The sequence below is a fragment of the Acetobacterium wieringae genome, assembly GCF_023700225.1.
Classification (GTDB): domain Bacteria; phylum Bacillota; class Clostridia; order Eubacteriales; family Eubacteriaceae; genus Acetobacterium; species Acetobacterium wieringae.
In genome coordinates, this window is sequence record NZ_CP097897.1 from 3,626,519 (window position 1) to 3,645,623 (window position 19,105).

A 19,105-nucleotide genomic window follows, 5' to 3' on the forward strand; every position below is an offset into this window, starting at 1 on the left:
TTTAACTGCTCATTTTTTTAGCGCGATCATAGATAAATACAGTCTGATTTATATTTAATAGGAGATTTTATCATGGAACATAACCAACCGGATCAAAAATTTTTAACCAAAATCGCTTTCTTAGATAGTAAACAAAGAGAGAGTCTGATTCCACCCGAAGTGCTTATTAACCAAATGCCCATTCATAAAAACCATACCCTACTTGATGTGGGCGCTGGTTCAGGATTTTTTACGATTCCGATGGCAGTGAGGACAATGGGTAACGTTTATGCCATGGACCCTGACAAACGCATGCTCAATGTTATCGAAGCCAAAGCGAACGAAAAAGGACTTGCTAACATCGAACTGCTTCAAGAGACCATTGAGAATTTAAGTCTTCAAAATGACAGCATTGATTTTGTTATGGCTTCTCTAATCCTTCATGAAGTAAGGTCACTGACGACAGCGCTCAGCAAAATATTTGAAGTGCTATCAGTCGGCGGTCACCTATTATGTCTTGAGTATGAAAAGGACGACTTGATTGTCGAAGGCCCGCCCATGTCGATTCGTATTCAATCAGCGGAACTCGAAAAAATATTGTTAAGCACTGGCTTTGAGATTGTGAAGAAGCGTAAAATTAATGATGCTATTTATACTGTTTTGGCCGTTAAACCCAAGAAGCAACGTGTTTAAAAGGGCATTGCAAAAGGGTACTATGTAAAAAATGAGCACGTTGAATTTGCAATCCAAACTGCTCATTTTTTGTCGCAATTAAAGAAAACTCCAGTCTGCCATAAATCACAAGGCATACAAGAAAACCTTTTGTGATCTGCGAAAAAAGGTATCTTTATGACTTAACTTTGCTCATTGCCTCAAGTTTACCAGGGAACATTAATCCTCGCCTTTTACAAAAGAACCAATCTCGATCAGGTTTCCCTCTGGATCAGCAATATAACAGGTGCGCTGACCCCAAGGCTCTGTTGTTGGTGGCATGACCGGCTGGCCACCTTTTGCGGTAATCTCAGCAAACTTTCTGTCCACTTCGTCAAAATTTTCAACACTCAGTGCAATTTCAAAATGTCCATTGACGCCTTGTGCATAGCCAAATCTGCGCCCGGTCATCGCTTCAAAATCCTGTCTGCCAAAGAAAAGAAACAGCGTTCCGTCTTTTTCCAAATAGACATTGCTGGTGTCTTCTGATTCTTTAATTTCAAACCCCAACACCTCCCGATAAAAACGGATCATGGTAGCCATATCCTTTACAAACACCCCGACGCCTTCTAATTTCATTATGAATTTTCTCCTTTGGTTTTTGCCGCCATTTTATCATGGGAAACATGACACCTGTATGTCACGTATGTCTAAAAAAATATTACGGGTGCTGTTATCGCATCTTCTCAAAGTTTTTAAAGAATTGTGAGAGAACCGTCCGAATTATTTCGTTTTATGAACGATCATCAGTTAACATGTCTTCTCACAATTCGATCATTATTCTGTGATAACCTGAAAGCTAATTGGTCAGCTTCAGCCAGACCTCCATGCTTGTCGTTTCGGGTGAATGGCTTGAGTAACGCTCCGCACAAAAGAAATCAGTCGACAAATTTTTATTTGGCAGCCAAACCTGATACAGGTATTGCTGGGCCTTGTATAAAGCATCCATCACCAGCTCTTTGAAGTTCTCGGCTTCAAAACTGCAAACAATGTAGTCTCCTTGCGGCAGCTCCCAACTGCTGATATTTTCCGGAATTACAGCCGCTTGGGCTGTTCCGCCGGCAAAATAACAAAAGTAGCCCTCCTCAGAACAAGGATAGGTCACCCCAATTTCTTCGACATCATCGGGAAGCCCTAATACTGCCCCCTTCTGCCGATGAAAATCCCGCCAAAGGGTATCCAGGGGATCTGCACCGGATTCCGTTCCCAGGCCATTTAAAAACTGGACCGGCAGCTTTTTCTCGAGTCCCACAAAAAAGGCCGGTTCCCTCAGCTTCTGCCGGTTAATCTCGAGGACAATTCCCTCCGTGATAAGCGGTACCCCTTCATCAAGCAGCACATAGTTAAGTAGCAGCTCCGGTTTAGTCATATAATTCAGTGCAGTCGGATTCTTGCGGTATTCACTTGGTGTCATCCCAAAGGTATCCTTAAAGGTTCGGGAAAAATTCTCGTGCGATGAAAAACCCAACTCCAATGCGATATCCAGAACACGCTGATCCGCTTGCAGCAACGCCTCGGTTGCCTTGGCCATTCGCCGTAACCGGATGTATTCGGCCACCGGCTTTTTGACTAACCGGCTAAACAGACGCTGAAAATAAAAGGGTGACAGGGCAGCCATCCCGGCCAGCTTTTCAATTTCAATTTCCTCAGTCAAATGGTCTTCAATAAAATCAATGGTTTCTTGTATTTGTTCCCATGCATGCATTTTAAAGCACCTCCTTGACTGATAGCCTATCATGATATGCCAAACAGCGCTTGACTGGGTCTGCCTTTTTAGCGCAAGCTACTGTAAAAGTCGCTGCGTTTGGCCCCCAAATATAAGCGCTTAAGCCATAACTGGTGATAGTCAGGATCATAATCCTTCATCGCTCTCGCTTCAGGTATACCATATCCACAAGCTGTGTCCCATCCTCAAACATTGGATGGTCATAATTGTCCGTAAAAAAGTTTTGTATCCGATATGATTCTGTAAATCCACATTTCTGATAAAAACAGAGCGCCGAAGGAACATCACCCGTTCCTACAAGCATTGTCTTGCAATCGCTGTAATGAAAAAACAGAAAATCGATCAGTCCTTTTCCATATCCCTTTCGCTGACAATCGGGCATAACCGCAATGTTCTTAAGCTCATAAATACCCTCTGCCTCTTTCGTAACCACACACTCGGCTTTAACGCCATGATCATCCAAAACAAACATGTCCCCACGCTCAAGGTACTTGTCGATCATGTCTTCCTGTTCGTCAGCCAATAAAAGCAAGTCGATAAATGCTTTCTTATTGTTTTCAACTTTCCTTATATTCACCAGTATTCACCCCTACTTTAAAACTCAAATCCACACAAAAGATCCCTATCATGCCTTTGCAGACGTCCCATTGAAAAACCCGGGAATCGATACATTTCTTCCTTCTACTACAATATATTTATGGTCATAGTACCTAACAACCAGTTAGGACATTATCCATCTTGTTGCTTAAGCTGTTAGAATGTAAGAGCAATAGGTATATCGTCTGCCTTTCTTGGACTTCGCGTCCGTAAAAAAGACTGATAACCGGCTCCTCATTCGCAGCGTTCGTTTTATGCAGGTTGAACTGCTGTCCTACAGTACGTTCGTGTCACACCACAGTAGATTGAATAGGCAATGAGTAAAACTGGTGTTTATCCATTGCAATAATTTTAAGGAGTGACAAATTTATGAACATGAACGCAGTAGGTATTGATGTTTCCAAGGGCAAAAGCATGATCGCTATTATCCGCCCGTATGGTGAGATTGTTTCTTTGCCTTTTGAGATTCGCCACACTTCCAAAGAAATCCGTTCTCTCATCAACCAGATCCAATCCATTGACGGCGAATCCCGCATCGTTATGGAGCATACGGGTCGTTATTATGAGCCACTGGCACGTGAGCTTTCTCAGGCAAATCTTTTTGTAAGTGCCATAAATCCTAAGCTTATTAAAGATTTCGGTGACAACTCTCTACGTAAAGTCAAATCTGATAAAGCAGATGCTATTAAAATAGCGCGTTATGCTCTTGACAGTTGGAATGATTTGAAACAGTATAATCTTATGGATGAAATACGTAATCAGTTAAAAACAATGAACCGTCAGTTTGGTTTTTACATGAAGCACAAAACGGCTATGAAAAATAATTTTATCGGCATACTTGATCAAACCTATCCAGGTGTCAATACTTACTTCAACAGCCCTGCTCGTGATGATGGCAGCCAGAAATGGGTTGATTTCGCTGCTGCATACTGGCATGTAGACTGTGTTCGTAAAATGTCTCTTCACGCTTTCACCGTCCATTATCAGAAATGGTGTAAGCGAAATAAGTACAACTTCAGTCAATTAAAAGCTGAAGAAATCTATGGAGCAGCAAAGGAACTTGTTCCTGTACTTCCTAAAGATCATTTGACCAAACTCATTGTGAAACAAGCTGTCGATCAATTAAACATTGCTTCCAAAACTGTAGAATCACTTCGTACTCTGATGAATGAAACCGCATCCAAACTTCCTGAATACTCAATCGTCATGGGAATGAAAGGTGTTGGATCATCTCTTGGCCCTCAGTTGATTGCTGAAATCGGCGATGTTACACGGTTTACACATAAGGGTGCTCTTACTGCCTTTGCAGGCGTTGATCCAGGTGTTAACCAGTCTGGAACCTATGAACAAAAAAGTGTCCATACTTCCAAACGAGGTTCTTCGTCTTTGCGTAAAACGCTATTTCAGGTCATGGATGCTCTTATCAAAACCAAGCCACAAGATGATGCTGTTTATCAGTTTCTCGACAAGAAACGTGCTCAGGGTAAACCTTACTATGTTTACATGACTGCAGGCGCTAATAAGTTTCTGCGTATCTACTATGGTAGAGTAAAAGAATACCTGCTGTCTCTTTCGTAACACTTACCACAGATTTCCTAATCTTCAGACCAACGATATTTGCTGGTCTTTTTGTCGTGCTTATTTCTTGAATATACTTTTTTTTACAAAGCTCTCAATTTCCTATTGACTTTTTATTTGCAGGCTTTTTTCAAGCATCTCGCCGATTGATGGGCATGACAAACGAAGCGTCCCGACGTCATTTGTTATAGCTATTGTTTATACTTCAATTTTAATCTCTGTTAGATTTAAAGCTTTTCCACCAACTCGAACTTCATGTATTTCATCGTTTTCCACGCTTATCGAAATCATAATCTCCGATGGCCTGTTCATTGAGTCTCCCTGCGCAAAAGACACGTTTTTAGCGTATTCAGGCGTAATCTGATTATATTTAAGTAAATAACACGCCAATGCGCCGTTTGATGTTCCTGTTGCCGACTCTTCAGGAATACCATATAGCGGTGCAAAGTTACGACAATGGACACTTGAATTATTGAGCGAATTACGTGCATACAAATGATACCCAATTACGTTGTATTTTTTGCTGATATTAGAAATCATGGAAAAATCCGGCTTAATGCCACAAAGCACATTCATATTTCTGATTGGTATGATGATATCTTTGATTCCAGTCGATACAATCTGTACAGGCAATGCTTCATTTATGTCAGCTACTGAAATATTTAGAGAATCCGCAATTTCCGTTTTTTCTATCATCTCATAAAAGCTTGGCTTCGCTTGATTCATCATAATCGAAGCGTCTTCTCTCACCGCAACATTTAAAATGCCCGCTTTTGTCTCTTGTGTGTAATTTCCACACTGAATATAACCTTTTTTAAGTAACGTCGAAAACGTTCCGATGGTGGCATGACCGCACAAATCGACTTCTTCAGTTGGCGTGAAAAAGCGTACTCTGAAGTCGGCAACATCAGATTTCATGACAAAAGCAGTCTCACTGAGACCAACAATTCCAGCGATCTTTTTCATATCATTTTCAGATAGCTCATCAGCGTTTGTCACAACACCAGCCGGATTTCCTCCTATTTCAGTCTTTGCAAATGCATTGATTTTAAAAACCTTAATTTCCATCTAAATACCCCCGTAGCAAAGTTTAATCGGCGCTGTGTCCCCTCGACTCAATTCACCGTTTTTCTCCCAAATACTTTTCTGCAATTTTTATGCAAGGTCGGATTCTCAGTGATATTTTTGCTTCAATCAGATGCTGATTCGATGTTGAAAATGGCAATTCAGACAATGAATAAAGCTATTTAAAAACCGGCTTACTACGATACCGGAATCAAAGTCTTTATTGGGTATACCGGATATTGGCCCTGTCTATACGCTTGCATGCTTGCAAAATTGGTTCAGATTGAACGGTTTGAAGACAAAGCCAAAATTGCCAAGTATGCCGGGCTTTATTGGAAGCGAAAACAATCCGGCAACTTTAACCGTCACCACTAAAACTGGAAACTACTATCTCGTTATTACCTGGTCGAAGCTGCCGACTCGGTCATGCGAAGTGAACCAGTTTATCGTTAATACGATCTCAAAAAGCAACCTGAAGTTCCCAAACATCAGCACAAACGTGCCCCCGTTCTTACCGCAAGAAAAATAGTGCGCATGGTGGATGTGCTACTACGCAACCACCAACTCTATGCACTAGAAAGGAGTGTGTAATATCGATTTTTAAATCGATGCGCATATCCTTTTAAAAGCCTGATACTATTAGGTCTGTTTAGTGTTGCCTCTTTCAAAAATAATCACTAGATTTTTCTTAAACATTATATTGATTTATTACTACAAGTCTCACTGCTGAAAAAAATTTCCTTTATAGAAATTTACATTTTCGGTCTTATTTGCCGTCATTTTAAAACAGACACATCCATCCGGACACACATAATCCTTGATGTATTTCTCTGATCCACCTACATTCATCAAATCTCCGCCGCTTCTTACTGCCTGCATATCTGCAAAGAGAATCTGCATCATCTTTGAGCAGATTCCATATCCCTGATTATTTACGGGACAACCGTAGGTGCAGGTATATTTATCCCCTATCTCTTCGCCGTTGCGGCAGTAATGCTCGGTATGATCACTGCGAAGAAATCCAGTAACTTCTATCTCAAATTCAAATTCTTCGTCGTACCACTTTTTCATGCTTGCATTTCTCCTTCATTAGTAAATGATCCTATTTCAATCAAATTGCCTTCAGGATCTGCAATATAGCAGGTCTGCTGTCCCCAAGGTTCGGTAGCGCAAACAGGCCTTTCAGTCCGGGGCTCGTGTTGTACTTCTGGGCGATATCGAACATGGGCTTCCGTTCTCAGTCTTTTTATATGCATTCGTTGAATGCAAAACTTATTTTAGACCCCAGCTACAATTTTTTGTGCAAAGTCGATTGCTGCTTTTAAATCCTCTGCGTTTGGATGCGTTGCGGAAACAAATAAAATCCTACCCTTGCAAACAAATTCGTCAAGAACTTTTACTCCCTTTTCTTCAAGTATATTGCAAACCACAGTCTGCCTTTGACTCCCTGAAGCGCAGCTTGTTACCAGTGCTGCATATTTGGGCATGGGTGCCTCAAACGTTTTTATGTATGACAATAATTCCGGCATACTGGCACCACCATAAATACCGCCAACGATAAAAAGCAAATCGACATCATCCAAGGCCGGATTCTTAGCGATATCTTGGGCTGTAGTATTCAAAAACAAACCGATCGCTTCCGCCAATTTTTTTGAATGTTTGGTTTTCGTTGCATAAATGACAGCAGTCTTCATCATTTTCAATACCTCCAGTACTTTAATCATGATAAGGGGACACTTCCCGCCAGTTCCCAAAGATCTTCTTTCTGCAATCCCACCTGTTCCCCTTTTTTTGCGCTTTGTCCGATTTAACAGTTCCAGTTGATTTTTGCCGGGTTTCTTTCATGCTCCACTGCCATACTGCGCAAAGCGGCTTCGATACGACCACACTCTGCGGCTAAGACAGTGTTCAATTTCATCCCAGCTTGCCGCTGTCCCGAGCTGATCATAGGCGACTGCCAAAGCGCCATAAAAAGCCAAACCGATACAATGCCGGGCGGAATGAATGGTCGATGCCGATTGACCAATGGCCCGGGCCACCGCTTGCGCCACCGGATTTCCCTCTGCATCACGGGCAGCGCCATGACAGGCGAGAATTTTCTTTTTTGCCTGGGGCAGTTTAATCGTCCCTGACAACCATTCTCGAGCCGCCTTCAAAGCCTGCTGTGGTCGCAGATCATCCGGGTAGTCCCGCTCCCATAATGGTAGTAGCCTCTCTTCACAATAAGTAATGGCCCAGTTTGCAAGGGTTTCTTTACTCTGCGTTTCAATTAACCTCATCAGCGATTGAATATAAGGCGCTTTCCAGTCACATAGCATTTTTCTCGTTTTCGGCATGGTTATTCCCCTTCTTGTCAGGCATAGTCAGCATCAACTTTTTATTTTATACGATTGACTATCGCCGCAACAAATTTCTCAACTCCATAATCAATCGTATCGATCAAGAGCGCCTGATCTTCAAAATCTGGTGTGCCTGTCAATATGCATTCAGCGACAGCGTCCTGATTATTTTTATCATGAAATACACTTATTTCATCTGAAAGGCTATCAAGTATCGATTGATGTGTCCTGGCAATATTGCGGTTCCGCGCCGAAAGCCATACCTCGAAAGACCCTTTTTCATGTAAATACACAATCGCAATTTTTAAACCTTTTTCTTTTAATGGCTTCGTACTCAAAGAAAAATAGGACATGTCCAGATATCCCTGATAAATGTTGCTGACATCGTAATGTGGGTATTTTTTAATAAAAGCGGCTCTTAATTTACCTATAAATGCCAATATCCCTTTGTATGCAATTTGGATTTCACCTTGCTGCAACTGCTGAGTATACGCCGCTATTTGTTCGTTAATCGTTTTCATCCTTTTACCTCCAACAAATTTGATTTAGCTGTTTTAAATATATCACAAACGAAGCGCCCGCAAGACAAGGGCATGACAATCGAAATCTCCCCATGTCATTTTTTCCACTTCGATCCAATTACATTTGATCGCACCCCGCTTTACTGCCTAGAGAAAATGCTTGTTCTGTTTAAATTCAGCGTTTTTGATGTAAGGATAATCAGGAACTCTTCAATTGCTGCAAAAAAAGCCAGAAATCCCGTTATGATAAGCAGACGATTACCCAAAAAAGGGTAGACGATCGGGCAGAAAAAGAAAAACAGGCCCGACACTTTATTTAAACTGGTATGAATAATTGCAATCTGCTTAAATTTTATTTATGTCCATTTAAATCTTCCCACAGCAATTTGTTTCATTATACCATATAATAATGGTTTCTGCGGCAACGCCCCTCATTTTTTCGATGCAAGTTACTGAAAAGTTTATCAAAATAACGTGCTACAAAAGAAATTTTTCTTTTTCTGCCAAAAACGCACAAACGGATGACAAGGGGACGTTTATGTCATCAATTGAAATTAATGATTTAAAGTTTCTCTTTCGAACGTTAAATGTGTATCCTTGTAAGAAAAAGCTACCAAAATGATGAATCGTATTTTAATGCAGACAAACGTTTACAGCAGAATAAAAAACGATTACATCTAATCGAATGTAACTCTAATTCTCTTCCAAAATTAAATATTCAAACGTTTAATAATATGATAGTATATTTGCAAAGTCGAAAATATATACTATATTTATGAGGAGAGCACGATGAGTAGTGGGCAGGTATATCTCTTTTCAAATGACCATAGAGCAGCATATGAGATGTTTCCAATGCCTCTTGGTATATTTCAGTATATTAATGGTAAAGTGGTTACTTTGTTGGTATCAGACGGCTTGTGTAATTTTATAGGTGAAGAACGAAGTCAACTTATTGATCATTTTAACAACAATATGTTTGGAAATGTTCATCCTGATGATGCCGAAATGCTGGCTAGACTTGGTTACCGTTTTGCAACCAAACAAGATTCCTATGATATTACCTATCGCACCAAGTTATATGGTCAGAATGAATACCGCTATGTCCATGCAGTTGGACAATTTCGACTGATGGAAGATGGTACGAATCTGGCTTTTATTGAATATCTTGATATCACAGATTCAGAACAGATATTAATACAGACGTTACAGGAGTTTGAATCACCAAAAACACGTTTTTTCGATGAAAATATGGGTGCAATGGTGGTGGTCTCCAGAAAAGAAAAACAATTACTCTATTTTAATAAAGCTGTATGTCGCATGCTCCCACCTAAAATCAACTATGACAGTGGAATGACATTTCAACAGTATTTTTATAGCGATTTTCCTAACTCAATGAAAAAAATATTTGATATGGTTGACATAGGGCCAAAAGTGATTGAGGAACCGAATACGCATAGAAATCTGGAGGTAAATGTTATTTCCTCATCTTGGAATGATGAACCTGCCTATACAATATATTTTTATGAATATCAAACAGGGGATTCAGAAATTAACCAGGACAATATGCTTCGACATAAACGGGTGGCTTTTAACAACATCATGTTTACAGGAAGCACCAACAAGCTTCCATTCTATCAAAATGGGTACAGGGGTTTTCGGGTATGGAATTTCACTCAAAATGAAGCGATCCTTGATGAAGGACATGCTTTTATTTATGACAGTACAAATGATGGAAAGACCTTTGATAATTACATAAATTGTCTGCATCGAAAATCTATTGTGAAAGAAGATGACTATTTTTTCAATATCTGTCAAAAAAAGCATATGATCTTTAGATATGAAAGCAGATCATACCCAAGAAATAGAACCCTCACACTTCAGACAAAAGAGGGACGAATCTATATTGCCCTGGAAATTACGATGATGAAATCCCCGGATAGCGGAGAAATATTCATCAAAGTGTGGGAAGAAAACGTCACTGATGAGTTAGTGGCTGATATGATGATGATGCAAACCATCAAAAATGAACATGACTATATTGCCTATATTGATTTGTCGGCTAATAAATGCCGGTTTATTTTCGGCAAAGGCCAAGATCAGAATCGGAAAAATTTCGATATCAATCTAAAAGAGTATTTTAAATCGTCTCGGGGCTTTCAGCAATTTGCACGTTATTTTGGACAAGAATTTTCCCGCCAGGATGGTATTGTAAATTATATTAATAAGCGCTGTGGAGAAGATGGATCTTTTTTTCATGTTTGTGAACTTCCAAATGGGCAATTAAAAAAAATGTTTGTTCAGACAATTGATCGAAGTAATCTGATCTATTACCTTCAATGCAGTGATGTTACCGATATTTTACGAATCGAAAGAAATCGGGAAAAAGAACTTCAAGAAGCACATTATAAGGTAATGATGGCAAATAGAGATTTGCAGGAAGCAGTTCAGGCAGAGCATGCAAAAGTGGAAAGTATCTTACTGCAAACTATTCTGTCGGTCAATAATGCGTTGGACGCAAGAGATGAATACACTTGCAGACACTCCGAACGGGTATCGGAGTATTCAGCAGAAATGGCACGACGTCTGGGCTGGTCAGAAAAAAAGGTGGAAAATCTTTATAATATAGCCCTCGTTCATGATATTGGCAAAATTGGCATCCCAGATGCATTACTATTGAAGTGAAATGCATTGACCGAGGAGGAATATGAACAGATAAAAAAACATGTCGAAATCGGAAGTATTATTTTAAAAGATTTCACAGCGATTGAAAAGGTTTCAGAAGGAGCTCTTTATCATCACGAGCGCTTTGATGGGACTGGATATGCCTATGGTTTGATTGGAGAAAAAATCCCTATTGAGGCACGAATTATTGGAATAGCCGACGCCGTTGATGCTATGAACAGCACCAGACCATACCGCGAACGACAAACCAGAGATTATATAATTTATGAACTTAAGAATGGTCGGGGAACGCAGTTTGACCCCATGCTTGTTGATGTAATGCTGGAAATGATCAACGATAATATTTTAAACCCAGATTTTGAACCCCAGAATGAATGATACGATTGATGCGAAAAAATATCAAATGGTGTTGAGAATGTGCCGGGCGGCTTGAGCGAAACGGTCGATTCGCAATTTATCGTATGGCTTTACATAAAGATCCCCGGTATGCTTAGGATGCTTAACCGAAGGTATATTAAGAAAGACCATGCGGCGATGAGAAAATTGCTGGAGTCTATTTATGTGGGTGGTTCAAAACCAACGGATCCGGACCGGTTGACTTCAATTCTTGAGGATGAGATAAAGGGTAAATATCACTATGGCGAAAATGACATGGACGACTGGCAGTTGAGCTGCATCGGACCGTTCCGATTAAAGTGGACCCTTCTTGACCGGCTTCCGTTGATTAAATGTCCGACACTCTGGCTAAGAGGAGCGGACAGTGTTCTGGTGAAGCAGTTTGAGATTGCCAACGCGGTAAAACGGGTTACCGACAGTGGCACAAAAGCCGAGTTGGAAGTCATTCCGAACGCAGGGCATATCCTGCCGCTTGAACGTCCTGAACAGGTCAATGCGGCGGTAAAAGCGTTTCTCGATAAGACGCACCAATAAACAGATCTCTACGTTGTTATTCAAAAAAGTGCATCCGTTCAAACAGAAAAACACAAAACCGCCATTAGATGACTTCAAAGGAGTATTAAAAATGAATGTGAGAGCCGAATTAGAAAAAGCAGTTGGCGTTGCAGAAAATATCCAGTTAAATGATATAGAGCTTGATCCCCTGAAAATCAAGACAATCATGATAAACGAGGTCGTTCCAGCCGACCCCACTCAAGATTTTTACGGACAGCGTGATGCCGATTACTTGACAACAACGATACCACTTTTTCAAAAGTCTGGATTGCCAGTCAAGGATATCCAGGATATCTTGCACATGGGTGTCTATATTACAAACGCAGTCAAAACACCTAAGTCAGATTACACAATTAAAAAAAACAGTATCCAAAATAGCTTACCCTACCTGGAAAAAGAGCTTTCCTTATTCCCAAATGTCAAAGTAATTATGCTCATGGGCGACGTTGCCAAAAAAGCGTTTAGCATGTTGGCCAAAAAGACAACCAAGAAAAATGTCATTCCGGCGGTTGCCACCTACAAATTGCGAAATAGCGAAATCTATTATGGGAATATTCGGGTGATGCCGTCTTATATTATGACCGGCAAAAATATTCTTATTGAGAAGTCAAAATTTGCAATGGCTTCTGAGGATATTGCCACAATGGCCCGCATCATCAATTTTTGAATCAGTTCATATAATTATGGGAGGGTTTCCACATAATCCGATCATATTATTTCTGTATAAATTGTCGATTGTCTCTGTGATAATGTCCTTGATCGTTTCTCCTGGTTATCTACCACGTTATTGTTTTTAATCTCACTCCATATCATCTTACCCGTTCCCTATGACAAAGGGGATGAGAGAGATGTCAATGGAACGCTGTTATGCAATTACCGAGTCATCCTCATATCATATCTCGAGCAATCCCGGTTTTTTCTCCATAAATACCAGATTCAAATCTTTTGACAGCGGTTTGATTTTGAATTGGACAAAGCCGAGGCGTTTATAAAGTCTTAAATTTCTAAGACTTTGATCACTGGTAAACAGTTCTTGTCGTAGTCCGGAGTTGTCTTTTTCAATTTCTTTCAGCAGTGCTGTGCCGATGCCATTTCCCTGATAATCGGGATGTACAATCAATTTGCCGATATAGAGCGTATCATTGTCAACAAAACCTCTGACCGATCCAATCAGTTCATTTTTTTCATTTACGGCTTGATAGAATGTTCCTTTTTCAAACTCCAGCAATACTTCTTCCAGTGTTTGGGTCAATGGCTGAATTTCATAATTATTTAACAGTCTCGCTTCGCTCTGGTATGCTAAATACTGAAGTGATAAAATATTTTCAAGATCTGCTTTTTCTGCTTTTGTGATTTTCATGTTTTTCCTTCCCCGGGCATTGTGAGGATGCTCTAAAATCTAGTCTGCATAATCAAAGTACCTAATCTATTTATGCAAATACTTTTGTATTATTTTTCTATCTTTTGGGCAAACGGACAAGATACCCAAAGGCTCCCAACTGAATGCATGACAAACGAAGCATCCCCGTGTCATATTTATTCAATCTCTGATGATAACGCTGCTAAAATAGTTTCAACCGCTTTTTCATATTTTTTAATCCGTTCCTGGTCTTTCTCGGTTGGCTTTTCAATACGTGTTAAATCCATATTATCAGCGATATCTGCCAGTTTCACCCGACAGGCCGTTTCATTTTCTATTACTCTGCCAATAAATGCATCATAACATTCTCCATCGCGCTTAGTCAGGCAATCCAATACCTCAATGACTTCTTCTGAAAACCTCTGTTTACGTAAATCTTCAAAGGAAAACTCCGAATCCTCTACGACATCATGCAATACTGCACATATTCGTTCAAGATCATTATCTCTTGAGAGCATCACTCGGAGTGGGTGTAATATGTAGGGTGCTCCGGCTTTATCAACTTGCCCAGTATGAGCAATTGCAGCAATTTCGATTGCTTTATTTAACATTTTAAACCTCCATTTCGCCGCTATTGCTCACGGCACACACAACTGGTTATCAAAAAGCTTTACGCTATAAATGACGAGGGGCCGTTTCATTTGTCATATTTACCGCTTCAATGCCTGTTCTACTATCATCTTACCCAGACCCAGCACCCGACTCAATTGACGGATACTGCTGTCCGTTTCCTGCTGAATCTGTCGGATCAACTGGTTTCGCTTTTCAACAAACAATTCGCCCAGATTTTAATATTCGCTGTTCTGACTCAGCATATCTTAAGCTGTGCATCACTCAATCTAGATTTTTGATTGGTTTCGAGGCATCCTGATTTTCTTTCTCCGAAAAAACGAACAAAATCTGCCACCGTTGGGAAATAGTCTTTGATAATCTCAACATCAAGTGCAGTCGGATTTCCCTGATAGCCCTGGATAACTTTATCATAACTACTCCATGGTCATTCTTCCAGTCAGGCAATCATTCCCGCTTTTAGGGATTACGGTGAATGTACCGAATTACCCTCTTCTGATTTTTTCAGGTGTATCACAGCTTAACGGATATGACAAACGAAACGTCCCCGTGTCATCCAAATCTTTTTCATTTCGCAATTACCTAAGATAAATTTAAATACAGATACCCCTTGATTTTATCTTTGAGGAAATAAATCAAGGGGTTAATAATTCATGTAGGCTTATATACTTTTTGTATTCATTACTCTCATTGCATTTAATATTGCGATTATTGCCACACCCATGTCAGCGAATACAGCTTCCCACATAGTTGCAACTCCCACCGCACCAAGTGCAAGGAATATGGCTTTAACCCCTAATGCAAACACAATGTTTTGCATCACAATGTTCCTGGTCCTTTTTGCTACTTTAATTGCAGTGACAATTTTTGATGGTTCATCCGTCATGATAACTATATCAGCTGCTTCAATTGCAGCATCAGACCCCAAGCCGCCCATTGCCACGCCGATATCCGCTCTTGCAAGTACCGGAGCATCGTTGATGCCATCACCAACAAATACAATTTTCCCCTTATGAGATTTCTTGGCTTCCAGGGACTCGATTTTTTCTACCTTGTCAGCCGGTAGCAATTCTGTATATACCTCGTCGATACCCAGCTGGGCTCCTATTTTTTCGCCTACAGACTTCCTATCGCCGGTTAGCATTACTGTAGTTCTAACACCTACTGCCTTCAATCCTTTAATCGCATCAGCTGAATCTTCCTTCACAGCGTCTGATATTACAATATTTCCTGCATACTTCTTGTCTACTGCAACATGTACTACTGTACCTAGAGTCTCAACTTCCTGATATATAATGTTTTCTTTATTCATCAGCTTGCTGTTTCCGGCAAGAATCTCTTTACCACCAACTTTAGCCAGAATCCCATGACCTGCAATTTCCTCATAGTTTTCAATTTTAGTAATATCGACATCTTTGTTATAGACTTTCAGAATGGACAGTGCAATTGGATGACTTGAATGACTTTCAGCAAATGCCGCATATTCAATCAATTCCTCATCAGTAAAATCGGCTTGGGGGTTAACATCCACAACCTCAAATATACCTTTAGTTAAAGTACCTGTCTTATCGAAAACAACCACTTCAACATTGTTCAACGCTTCAAGATAGTTGCTGCCTTTTACTAATATCCCCCGCTTAGACGCTCCGCCAATCCCTCCGAAGAAGCCCAATGGTATTGAAATCACTAACGCACATGGACAGGATATAACTAAAAACACTAATGCTCTATATATCCAAGTAGCGAAAGTTGCATCGGGGATCACCAATGGAGGTATGATTGCTAAGGCTAACGCTCCAAACACTACAATCGGAGTATAGGAACGCGCAAATTTTGTTATAAATTTTTCTGTAGGAGCCTTCTTACTGCTGGCATTCTGAACCAGATCCAAAATTTTAGATACAGTTGAATCACCAAAATCCTTTGTTACCTCTATAGTCAAAACACCATTTTTATTAATGAACCCGCTCAGCGCATCATTTCCAGGCTCGAGTTCACGGGGAACAGATTCACCTGTCAACGCAGCAGTATCAACCATAGAGTTTCCTTCTATGACCTTGCCATCGAGGGGAACTTTTTCTCCTGGTTTAACAATGATAATGTCGCCTATGTTTACCTCTTCAGGAGATACTTTACGAATCTCATCGCCAACCTTAAGATTTGCATAGTCAGGTCTTATATCCATCAAAGCACTTATTGATTTTCTGGAGTGACCTACCGCTATATCCTGGAACAGTTCACCTACCAGATAAAACAGCATAACAGCTACGCCTTCTGGATACTCTCCAACAAAGAAAGCACCAATGGTAGCAATACTCATTAGAAAATGCTCACTGAATACCTGTCCACGGGCAATACCTTTTATTGCTCTTAAGACAACCTCTCCACCAACTATGATATAACTAATAATAAATAAGGTAAGTTCAAGCCAATTTTGGAAATTAAAGATGATTCCCACGGCAAATATTGCACCACCGACCACAAGTCTTATGATTTCTTTTTTGTTGACACCTTCTTCTTCCTCTTCATTATTTTCTTTTACGTTGGCCTTAGATGTATCCTTCTCAAAAACAACCTTAACATCCGGTTCGATTTTTTTTACAATGCCTTCAATCTTCTCATTTAACTCAGAGCGGTTGACTTTCGGACTTATTTCCAGTGTTAGTTTCTTCGAAACAAAATCTACTGCAGCAAATTTCACTCCTTCTAGACCGCTTATTTCTTTTTCCATTTTAGCTGCACAATTCGCGCAGCCAAGTCCTTCAAGCATTACTATGCTTTTGTTCACCCTTTTCTTCTCTGCATCAACTATTTTAACATCCGGATCAAGTTTATTTACAATGGATGTTACTTCTCCAAGAATTTTACCAAATTCCTTTTTATCGACCGCTTCAATTGTCAGCTTCTTAGATACAAAATCAACGGTCGCACTGTTTACTCCTTCAAGGCTTTGTGTTTGAGCTTCAATCTTTGCAGCACAATTCGCACAGTCAAGTCCTTCAAGTATTAATACTTTTTTATTGCTCTTGTTAACGGATTTTTCTTTCACTACCACATCCGGTTCGTGCTTGTGCACTATGGTTTCAACTTGCTGTAGTGTATTCTTATACTCTTGCTCTGATTCAGTTTCTAAAGTCAATGTCTTGTTCATGAAGTTCATATAGGCTTTGACTCCATTTAATTTATTAACCTCATCTTCAATTTTAGCTGCACAATTTGCGCAATCTAAACCTTCTAAAATTACTTCCTTCTTTAACATTACTGGCCCTCCTTTACTTTCTTTCTTCTAAAATATGAATTAATCCCTGGTCAAATATTTGCTTTACATGTTCATCTTCAATAGAGTAGAATACAATCTTTCCTTCTCTTCTGCTCTTTACTAGTTCAGCCTGCTTTAAGACTCTTAGCTGGTGTGAAATTGCTGATTGTGTCATATTTAATAAGAATGCAATATCGCAAACGCACATCTCTGCTTCATCTAACGCCCAGAGTATCTTAATTCTTGTTGAATCCCCAAAGACCTTAAATAGCTCCGCAAGATCATATAGAGTTTCTTCTTGAGGCATTTTTTCTCGAACTTGATTAACAGTATCCTCATGTATAACATCACAGTCGCATCTTTCAGCTGGCTGAATTTTCCTTGCCACATTCTCACCTCCGATATTATTTCAATTGTATACTTGAACAGTTACTCATATGTTTATATTACTACCGCAATAATAAGATGTCAATAGAAACTTGAACAATCATTCAAGTGAATGAGCAATTTATTGTCTATTTATACTTGATGAGGGTTTTAACAATTAAAACACCGCCAGATAAAGGATAATTCTCCTCGACTGGCGGTTAGTTATATGCATTATATTTCTACATCAATTTCAACGTTGTATGACAAGGGGACGTTTCGGGATCAGTGAAAAAGTCATCATTTCGGAAAGAATATTTTTCCAAAACGAAAATAGACACATTATGTTGTATGCGTAATGCTGATCGATCACAGTTTGTGCCCATGCAAATGGGCACTATTCAACATAATAGGACTTTTTCACTGATCCCGGACGTTTCGTTTGTCATCTTCATCATTTCAATGCCCGCTCCACCATCATCTTTCCCAGTCCCAATACCCGGCTCAATTGACGGATACTGCCACCGGTTTCCTGATGAATCTGTCGGATCAGCTGATTCCGCTTGTCTACCGACAATTCTCCCAGATTCCGATATTCGGGGTTATGGTTTACCAGATCAGTCAGTCGTTCATCTGTCCATCTCATTTTTGAGCGGATATCCAGACATTCGTCCTGGTTTTCTTCCTCAGAAAATCGAATAAAATCTGCTTCTGTTGGAAAATAGTCTTTGACTATCCCACTATCAAGTGCCGTTGCCTTTCCATGATACGCCAGCCTGATCTGATGATAACTGCTCCACGGATATTCTTCCAAGCAGGAAGCTATTCCGGCTTTTATGGGATTGCAGTGAATGTAGCGAACCACCGTCATCAGATACAAGTCGTCCTCCACGGCTTCGCTGTTGAAACGATTCTGAAAAAGATGTCCGGTTCGACCGTATTTGTTATTGTGCAATTGCACATAACCAACGGTCATCCGTTTGATGCTGGTCCCCAATTCTTCGCCTTCTTTGATCAACAGATGAACGTGGTTATCCATCAGGCAATAGGCATACAACTCAAAGCCGCCGATTTCTCTGGCTTTATTCAGCTTTTCCATAAAAATTGATCGATCCGCATCATCCAGAAAAATATTACGTCCATCCAGACCTTTCAGCATCACATGGTAAATGCCGGTTGCGCTTTTAACCCGGGCTTGTCTTGCCATTTCTGATTTCACCTCCGTTTTTTTAAGTGTATCACAGCTTGATGGGCATGACAAACGAAACGTCCCCGTGTCATATAGAGCTATTAAGCAACCCAGAGGTTTATTCTCACGGAGAATTGACGATGAAAATACAC

General features: G+C 40.2%; 19 protein-coding genes and 2 pseudogenes. 6 read left to right on the top strand and 15 right to left on the bottom strand.

Annotated features, from left to right (window positions below):
• Positions 1 to 72: 72 nt before the first annotated feature.
• On the top strand, positions 73 to 672 hold the full coding sequence (locus tag CHL1_RS17820; RefSeq protein WP_250934231.1) for a class I SAM-dependent methyltransferase: 600 nt from the start codon (positions 73 to 75) through the stop codon (positions 670 to 672).
• A 198-nt stretch (positions 673 to 870) separates the two neighbouring features.
• Here CHL1_RS17820 and CHL1_RS17825 read toward each other — a convergent pair whose 3' ends face one another.
• From CHL1_RS17825 to CHL1_RS17835, 3 genes are all read right to left on the bottom strand, one after another.
• Positions 871 to 1,269 carry a VOC family protein gene (locus CHL1_RS17825; protein ID WP_148638647.1) on the bottom strand — a complete coding sequence of 133 codons (399 nt, stop codon included), beginning with the start codon at positions 1,267 to 1,269 and terminating at the stop codon, positions 871 to 873.
• 220 nt (positions 1,270 to 1,489) lie between these two features.
• Positions 1,490 to 2,395 carry an AraC family transcriptional regulator gene (locus CHL1_RS17830; protein ID WP_228880099.1) on the bottom strand — a complete coding sequence of 302 codons (906 nt, stop codon included), beginning with the start codon at positions 2,393 to 2,395 and terminating at the stop codon, positions 1,490 to 1,492.
• A 157-nt stretch (positions 2,396 to 2,552) separates the two neighbouring features.
• Positions 2,553 to 2,993 carry a GNAT family N-acetyltransferase gene (locus CHL1_RS17835; RefSeq protein ID WP_250934232.1) on the bottom strand — a complete coding sequence of 147 codons (441 nt, stop codon included), beginning with the start codon at positions 2,991 to 2,993 and terminating at the stop codon, positions 2,553 to 2,555.
• Positions 2,994 to 3,388: 395 nt separating this feature from the next.
• Between CHL1_RS17835 and CHL1_RS17840 the strand changes: the two genes are divergently transcribed.
• Positions 3,389 to 4,591, top strand: coding sequence for an IS110 family RNA-guided transposase (locus CHL1_RS17840; protein ID WP_187389181.1), 1,203 nt, complete (start codon positions 3,389 to 3,391; stop codon positions 4,589 to 4,591).
• Between the two features lie 198 nt (positions 4,592 to 4,789).
• Here CHL1_RS17840 and CHL1_RS17845 read toward each other — a convergent pair whose 3' ends face one another.
• A complete protein-coding gene (locus tag CHL1_RS17845) occupies positions 4,790 to 5,659 on the bottom strand; it encodes a PhzF family phenazine biosynthesis protein (RefSeq protein WP_250934233.1) in 870 nt (289 codons plus the stop codon).
• A 219-nt stretch (positions 5,660 to 5,878) separates the two neighbouring features.
• Here CHL1_RS17845 and CHL1_RS18610 point away from each other — a divergent pair, with 219 nt between their 5' ends.
• A complete protein-coding gene (locus CHL1_RS18610) occupies positions 5,879 to 6,031 on the top strand; it encodes a transposase (RefSeq protein WP_338076095.1) in 153 nt (50 codons plus the stop codon).
• Positions 6,032 to 6,376: 345 nt separating this feature from the next.
• On the opposite strand, the gene CHL1_RS17850 is transcribed toward CHL1_RS18610, so the two are convergent.
• The 5 genes and pseudogenes from CHL1_RS17850 to CHL1_RS17870 form a co-directional block, all read right to left on the bottom strand.
• Entirely contained in the window at positions 6,377 to 6,727 is a 351-nt protein-coding gene (locus CHL1_RS17850; RefSeq protein WP_070370401.1) for a TIGR04076 family protein, read from the bottom strand.
• Positions 6,724 to 6,822 (bottom strand): annotated as a pseudogene (locus CHL1_RS17855) (VOC family protein); the annotation flags it as partial. The gene CHL1_RS17850 and the pseudogene CHL1_RS17855, both read right to left, overlap by 4 nt.
• 111 nt (positions 6,823 to 6,933) lie before the next feature.
• On the bottom strand, positions 6,934 to 7,353 hold the full coding sequence (locus CHL1_RS17860; RefSeq protein ID WP_250934234.1) for an NADPH-dependent FMN reductase family protein: 420 nt from the start codon (positions 7,351 to 7,353) through the stop codon (positions 6,934 to 6,936).
• Between the two features lie 144 nt (positions 7,354 to 7,497).
• Positions 7,498 to 7,992: a putative immunity protein gene (locus CHL1_RS17865; RefSeq protein ID WP_250934235.1), complete on the bottom strand. Its 495-nt coding sequence runs from the start codon at positions 7,990 to 7,992 to the stop codon at positions 7,498 to 7,500.
• Positions 7,993 to 8,033: 41 nt separating this feature from the next.
• Entirely contained in the window at positions 8,034 to 8,516 is a 483-nt protein-coding gene (locus tag CHL1_RS17870; RefSeq protein ID WP_070370398.1) for a DUF7000 family protein, read from the bottom strand.
• Between the two features lie 2,415 nt (positions 8,517 to 10,931).
• Between CHL1_RS17870 and CHL1_RS17875 the strand changes: the two are divergent.
• From CHL1_RS17875 to CHL1_RS17885, 3 genes and pseudogenes are all read left to right on the top strand, one after another.
• Positions 10,932 to 11,576, top strand: a pseudogene (locus CHL1_RS17875) (HD-GYP domain-containing protein).
• A 51-nt stretch (positions 11,577 to 11,627) separates the two neighbouring features.
• Positions 11,628 to 12,128 carry an alpha/beta fold hydrolase gene (locus tag CHL1_RS17880; RefSeq protein ID WP_139142322.1) on the top strand — a complete coding sequence of 167 codons (501 nt, stop codon included), beginning with the start codon at positions 11,628 to 11,630 and terminating at the stop codon, positions 12,126 to 12,128.
• A 13-nt stretch (positions 12,129 to 12,141) separates the two neighbouring features.
• On the top strand, positions 12,142 to 12,816 hold the full coding sequence (locus CHL1_RS17885) for a uracil-DNA glycosylase family protein (protein WP_338078260.1): 675 nt from the start codon (positions 12,142 to 12,144) through the stop codon (positions 12,814 to 12,816).
• Positions 12,817 to 13,041: 225 nt separating this feature from the next.
• Here CHL1_RS17885 and CHL1_RS17890 read toward each other — a convergent pair whose 3' ends face one another.
• From CHL1_RS17890 to CHL1_RS17910, 6 genes are all read right to left on the bottom strand, one after another.
• Complete coding sequence (locus CHL1_RS17890; protein WP_070370393.1) at positions 13,042 to 13,509, bottom strand: GNAT family N-acetyltransferase; 468 nt, start codon at positions 13,507 to 13,509, stop codon at positions 13,042 to 13,044.
• A gap of 176 nt (positions 13,510 to 13,685) precedes the next feature.
• Positions 13,686 to 14,120: an HD domain-containing protein gene (locus tag CHL1_RS17895; RefSeq protein WP_070370391.1), complete on the bottom strand. Its 435-nt coding sequence runs from the start codon at positions 14,118 to 14,120 to the stop codon at positions 13,686 to 13,688.
• A 99-nt stretch (positions 14,121 to 14,219) separates the two neighbouring features.
• Entirely contained in the window at positions 14,220 to 14,345 is a 126-nt protein-coding gene (locus CHL1_RS18385; protein WP_276495644.1) for a hypothetical protein, read from the bottom strand.
• Positions 14,346 to 14,800: 455 nt separating this feature from the next.
• Positions 14,801 to 17,398 carry a heavy metal translocating P-type ATPase gene (locus CHL1_RS17900; protein WP_148637273.1) on the bottom strand — a complete coding sequence of 866 codons (2,598 nt, stop codon included), beginning with the start codon at positions 17,396 to 17,398 and terminating at the stop codon, positions 14,801 to 14,803.
• Positions 17,399 to 17,411: 13 nt separating this feature from the next.
• Complete coding sequence (locus tag CHL1_RS17905) at positions 17,412 to 17,786, bottom strand: ArsR/SmtB family transcription factor (RefSeq protein ID WP_099082814.1); 375 nt, start codon at positions 17,784 to 17,786, stop codon at positions 17,412 to 17,414.
• A gap of 432 nt (positions 17,787 to 18,218) precedes the next feature.
• Positions 18,219 to 18,971, bottom strand: a complete 753-nt coding sequence (locus CHL1_RS17910) for a transposase (RefSeq protein ID WP_250934236.1) — start codon at positions 18,969 to 18,971, stop codon at positions 18,219 to 18,221.
• Between the last annotated feature and the right edge of the window lie 134 nt (positions 18,972 to 19,105).

Excerpts from the sequence above, each read along its gene's own strand:
- CHL1_RS17820 (WP_250934231.1), top strand. The coding sequence starts at position 73 with ATGGAACATAACCAACCGGATCAAAAATTTTTAACCAAAATCGCTTTC.
- CHL1_RS17825 (WP_148638647.1), bottom strand. The coding sequence starts at position 1,269 with ATGAAATTAGAAGGCGTCGGGGTGTTTGTAAAGGATATGGCTACCATG.
- CHL1_RS17830 (WP_228880099.1), bottom strand. The coding sequence starts at position 2,395 with ATGCATGCATGGGAACAAATACAAGAAACCATTGATTTTATTGAAGAC.
- CHL1_RS17840 (WP_187389181.1), top strand. The coding sequence starts at position 3,389 with ATGAACGCAGTAGGTATTGATGTTTCCAAGGGCAAAAGCATGATCGCT.
- CHL1_RS17845 (WP_250934233.1), bottom strand. The coding sequence starts at position 5,659 with ATGGAAATTAAGGTTTTTAAAATCAATGCATTTGCAAAGACTGAAATA.
- CHL1_RS17850 (WP_070370401.1), bottom strand. The coding sequence starts at position 6,727 with ATGAAAAAGTGGTACGACGAAGAATTTGAATTTGAGATAGAAGTTACT.
- CHL1_RS17860 (WP_250934234.1), bottom strand. The coding sequence starts at position 7,353 with ATGATGAAGACTGCTGTCATTTATGCAACGAAAACCAAACATTCAAAA.
- CHL1_RS17865 (WP_250934235.1), bottom strand. The coding sequence starts at position 7,992 with ATGCCGAAAACGAGAAAAATGCTATGTGACTGGAAAGCGCCTTATATT.
- CHL1_RS17870 (WP_070370398.1), bottom strand. The coding sequence starts at position 8,516 with ATGAAAACGATTAACGAACAAATAGCGGCGTATACTCAGCAGTTGCAG.
- CHL1_RS17890 (WP_070370393.1), bottom strand. The coding sequence starts at position 13,509 with ATGAAAATCACAAAAGCAGAAAAAGCAGATCTTGAAAATATTTTATCA.
- CHL1_RS17895 (WP_070370391.1), bottom strand. The coding sequence starts at position 14,120 with ATGTTAAATAAAGCAATCGAAATTGCTGCAATTGCTCATACTGGGCAA.
- CHL1_RS17900 (WP_148637273.1), bottom strand. The coding sequence starts at position 17,398 with ATGTTAAAGAAGGAAGTAATTTTAGAAGGTTTAGATTGCGCAAATTGT.
- CHL1_RS17910 (WP_250934236.1), bottom strand. The coding sequence starts at position 18,971 with ATGGCAAGACAAGCCCGGGTTAAAAGCGCAACCGGCATTTACCATGTG.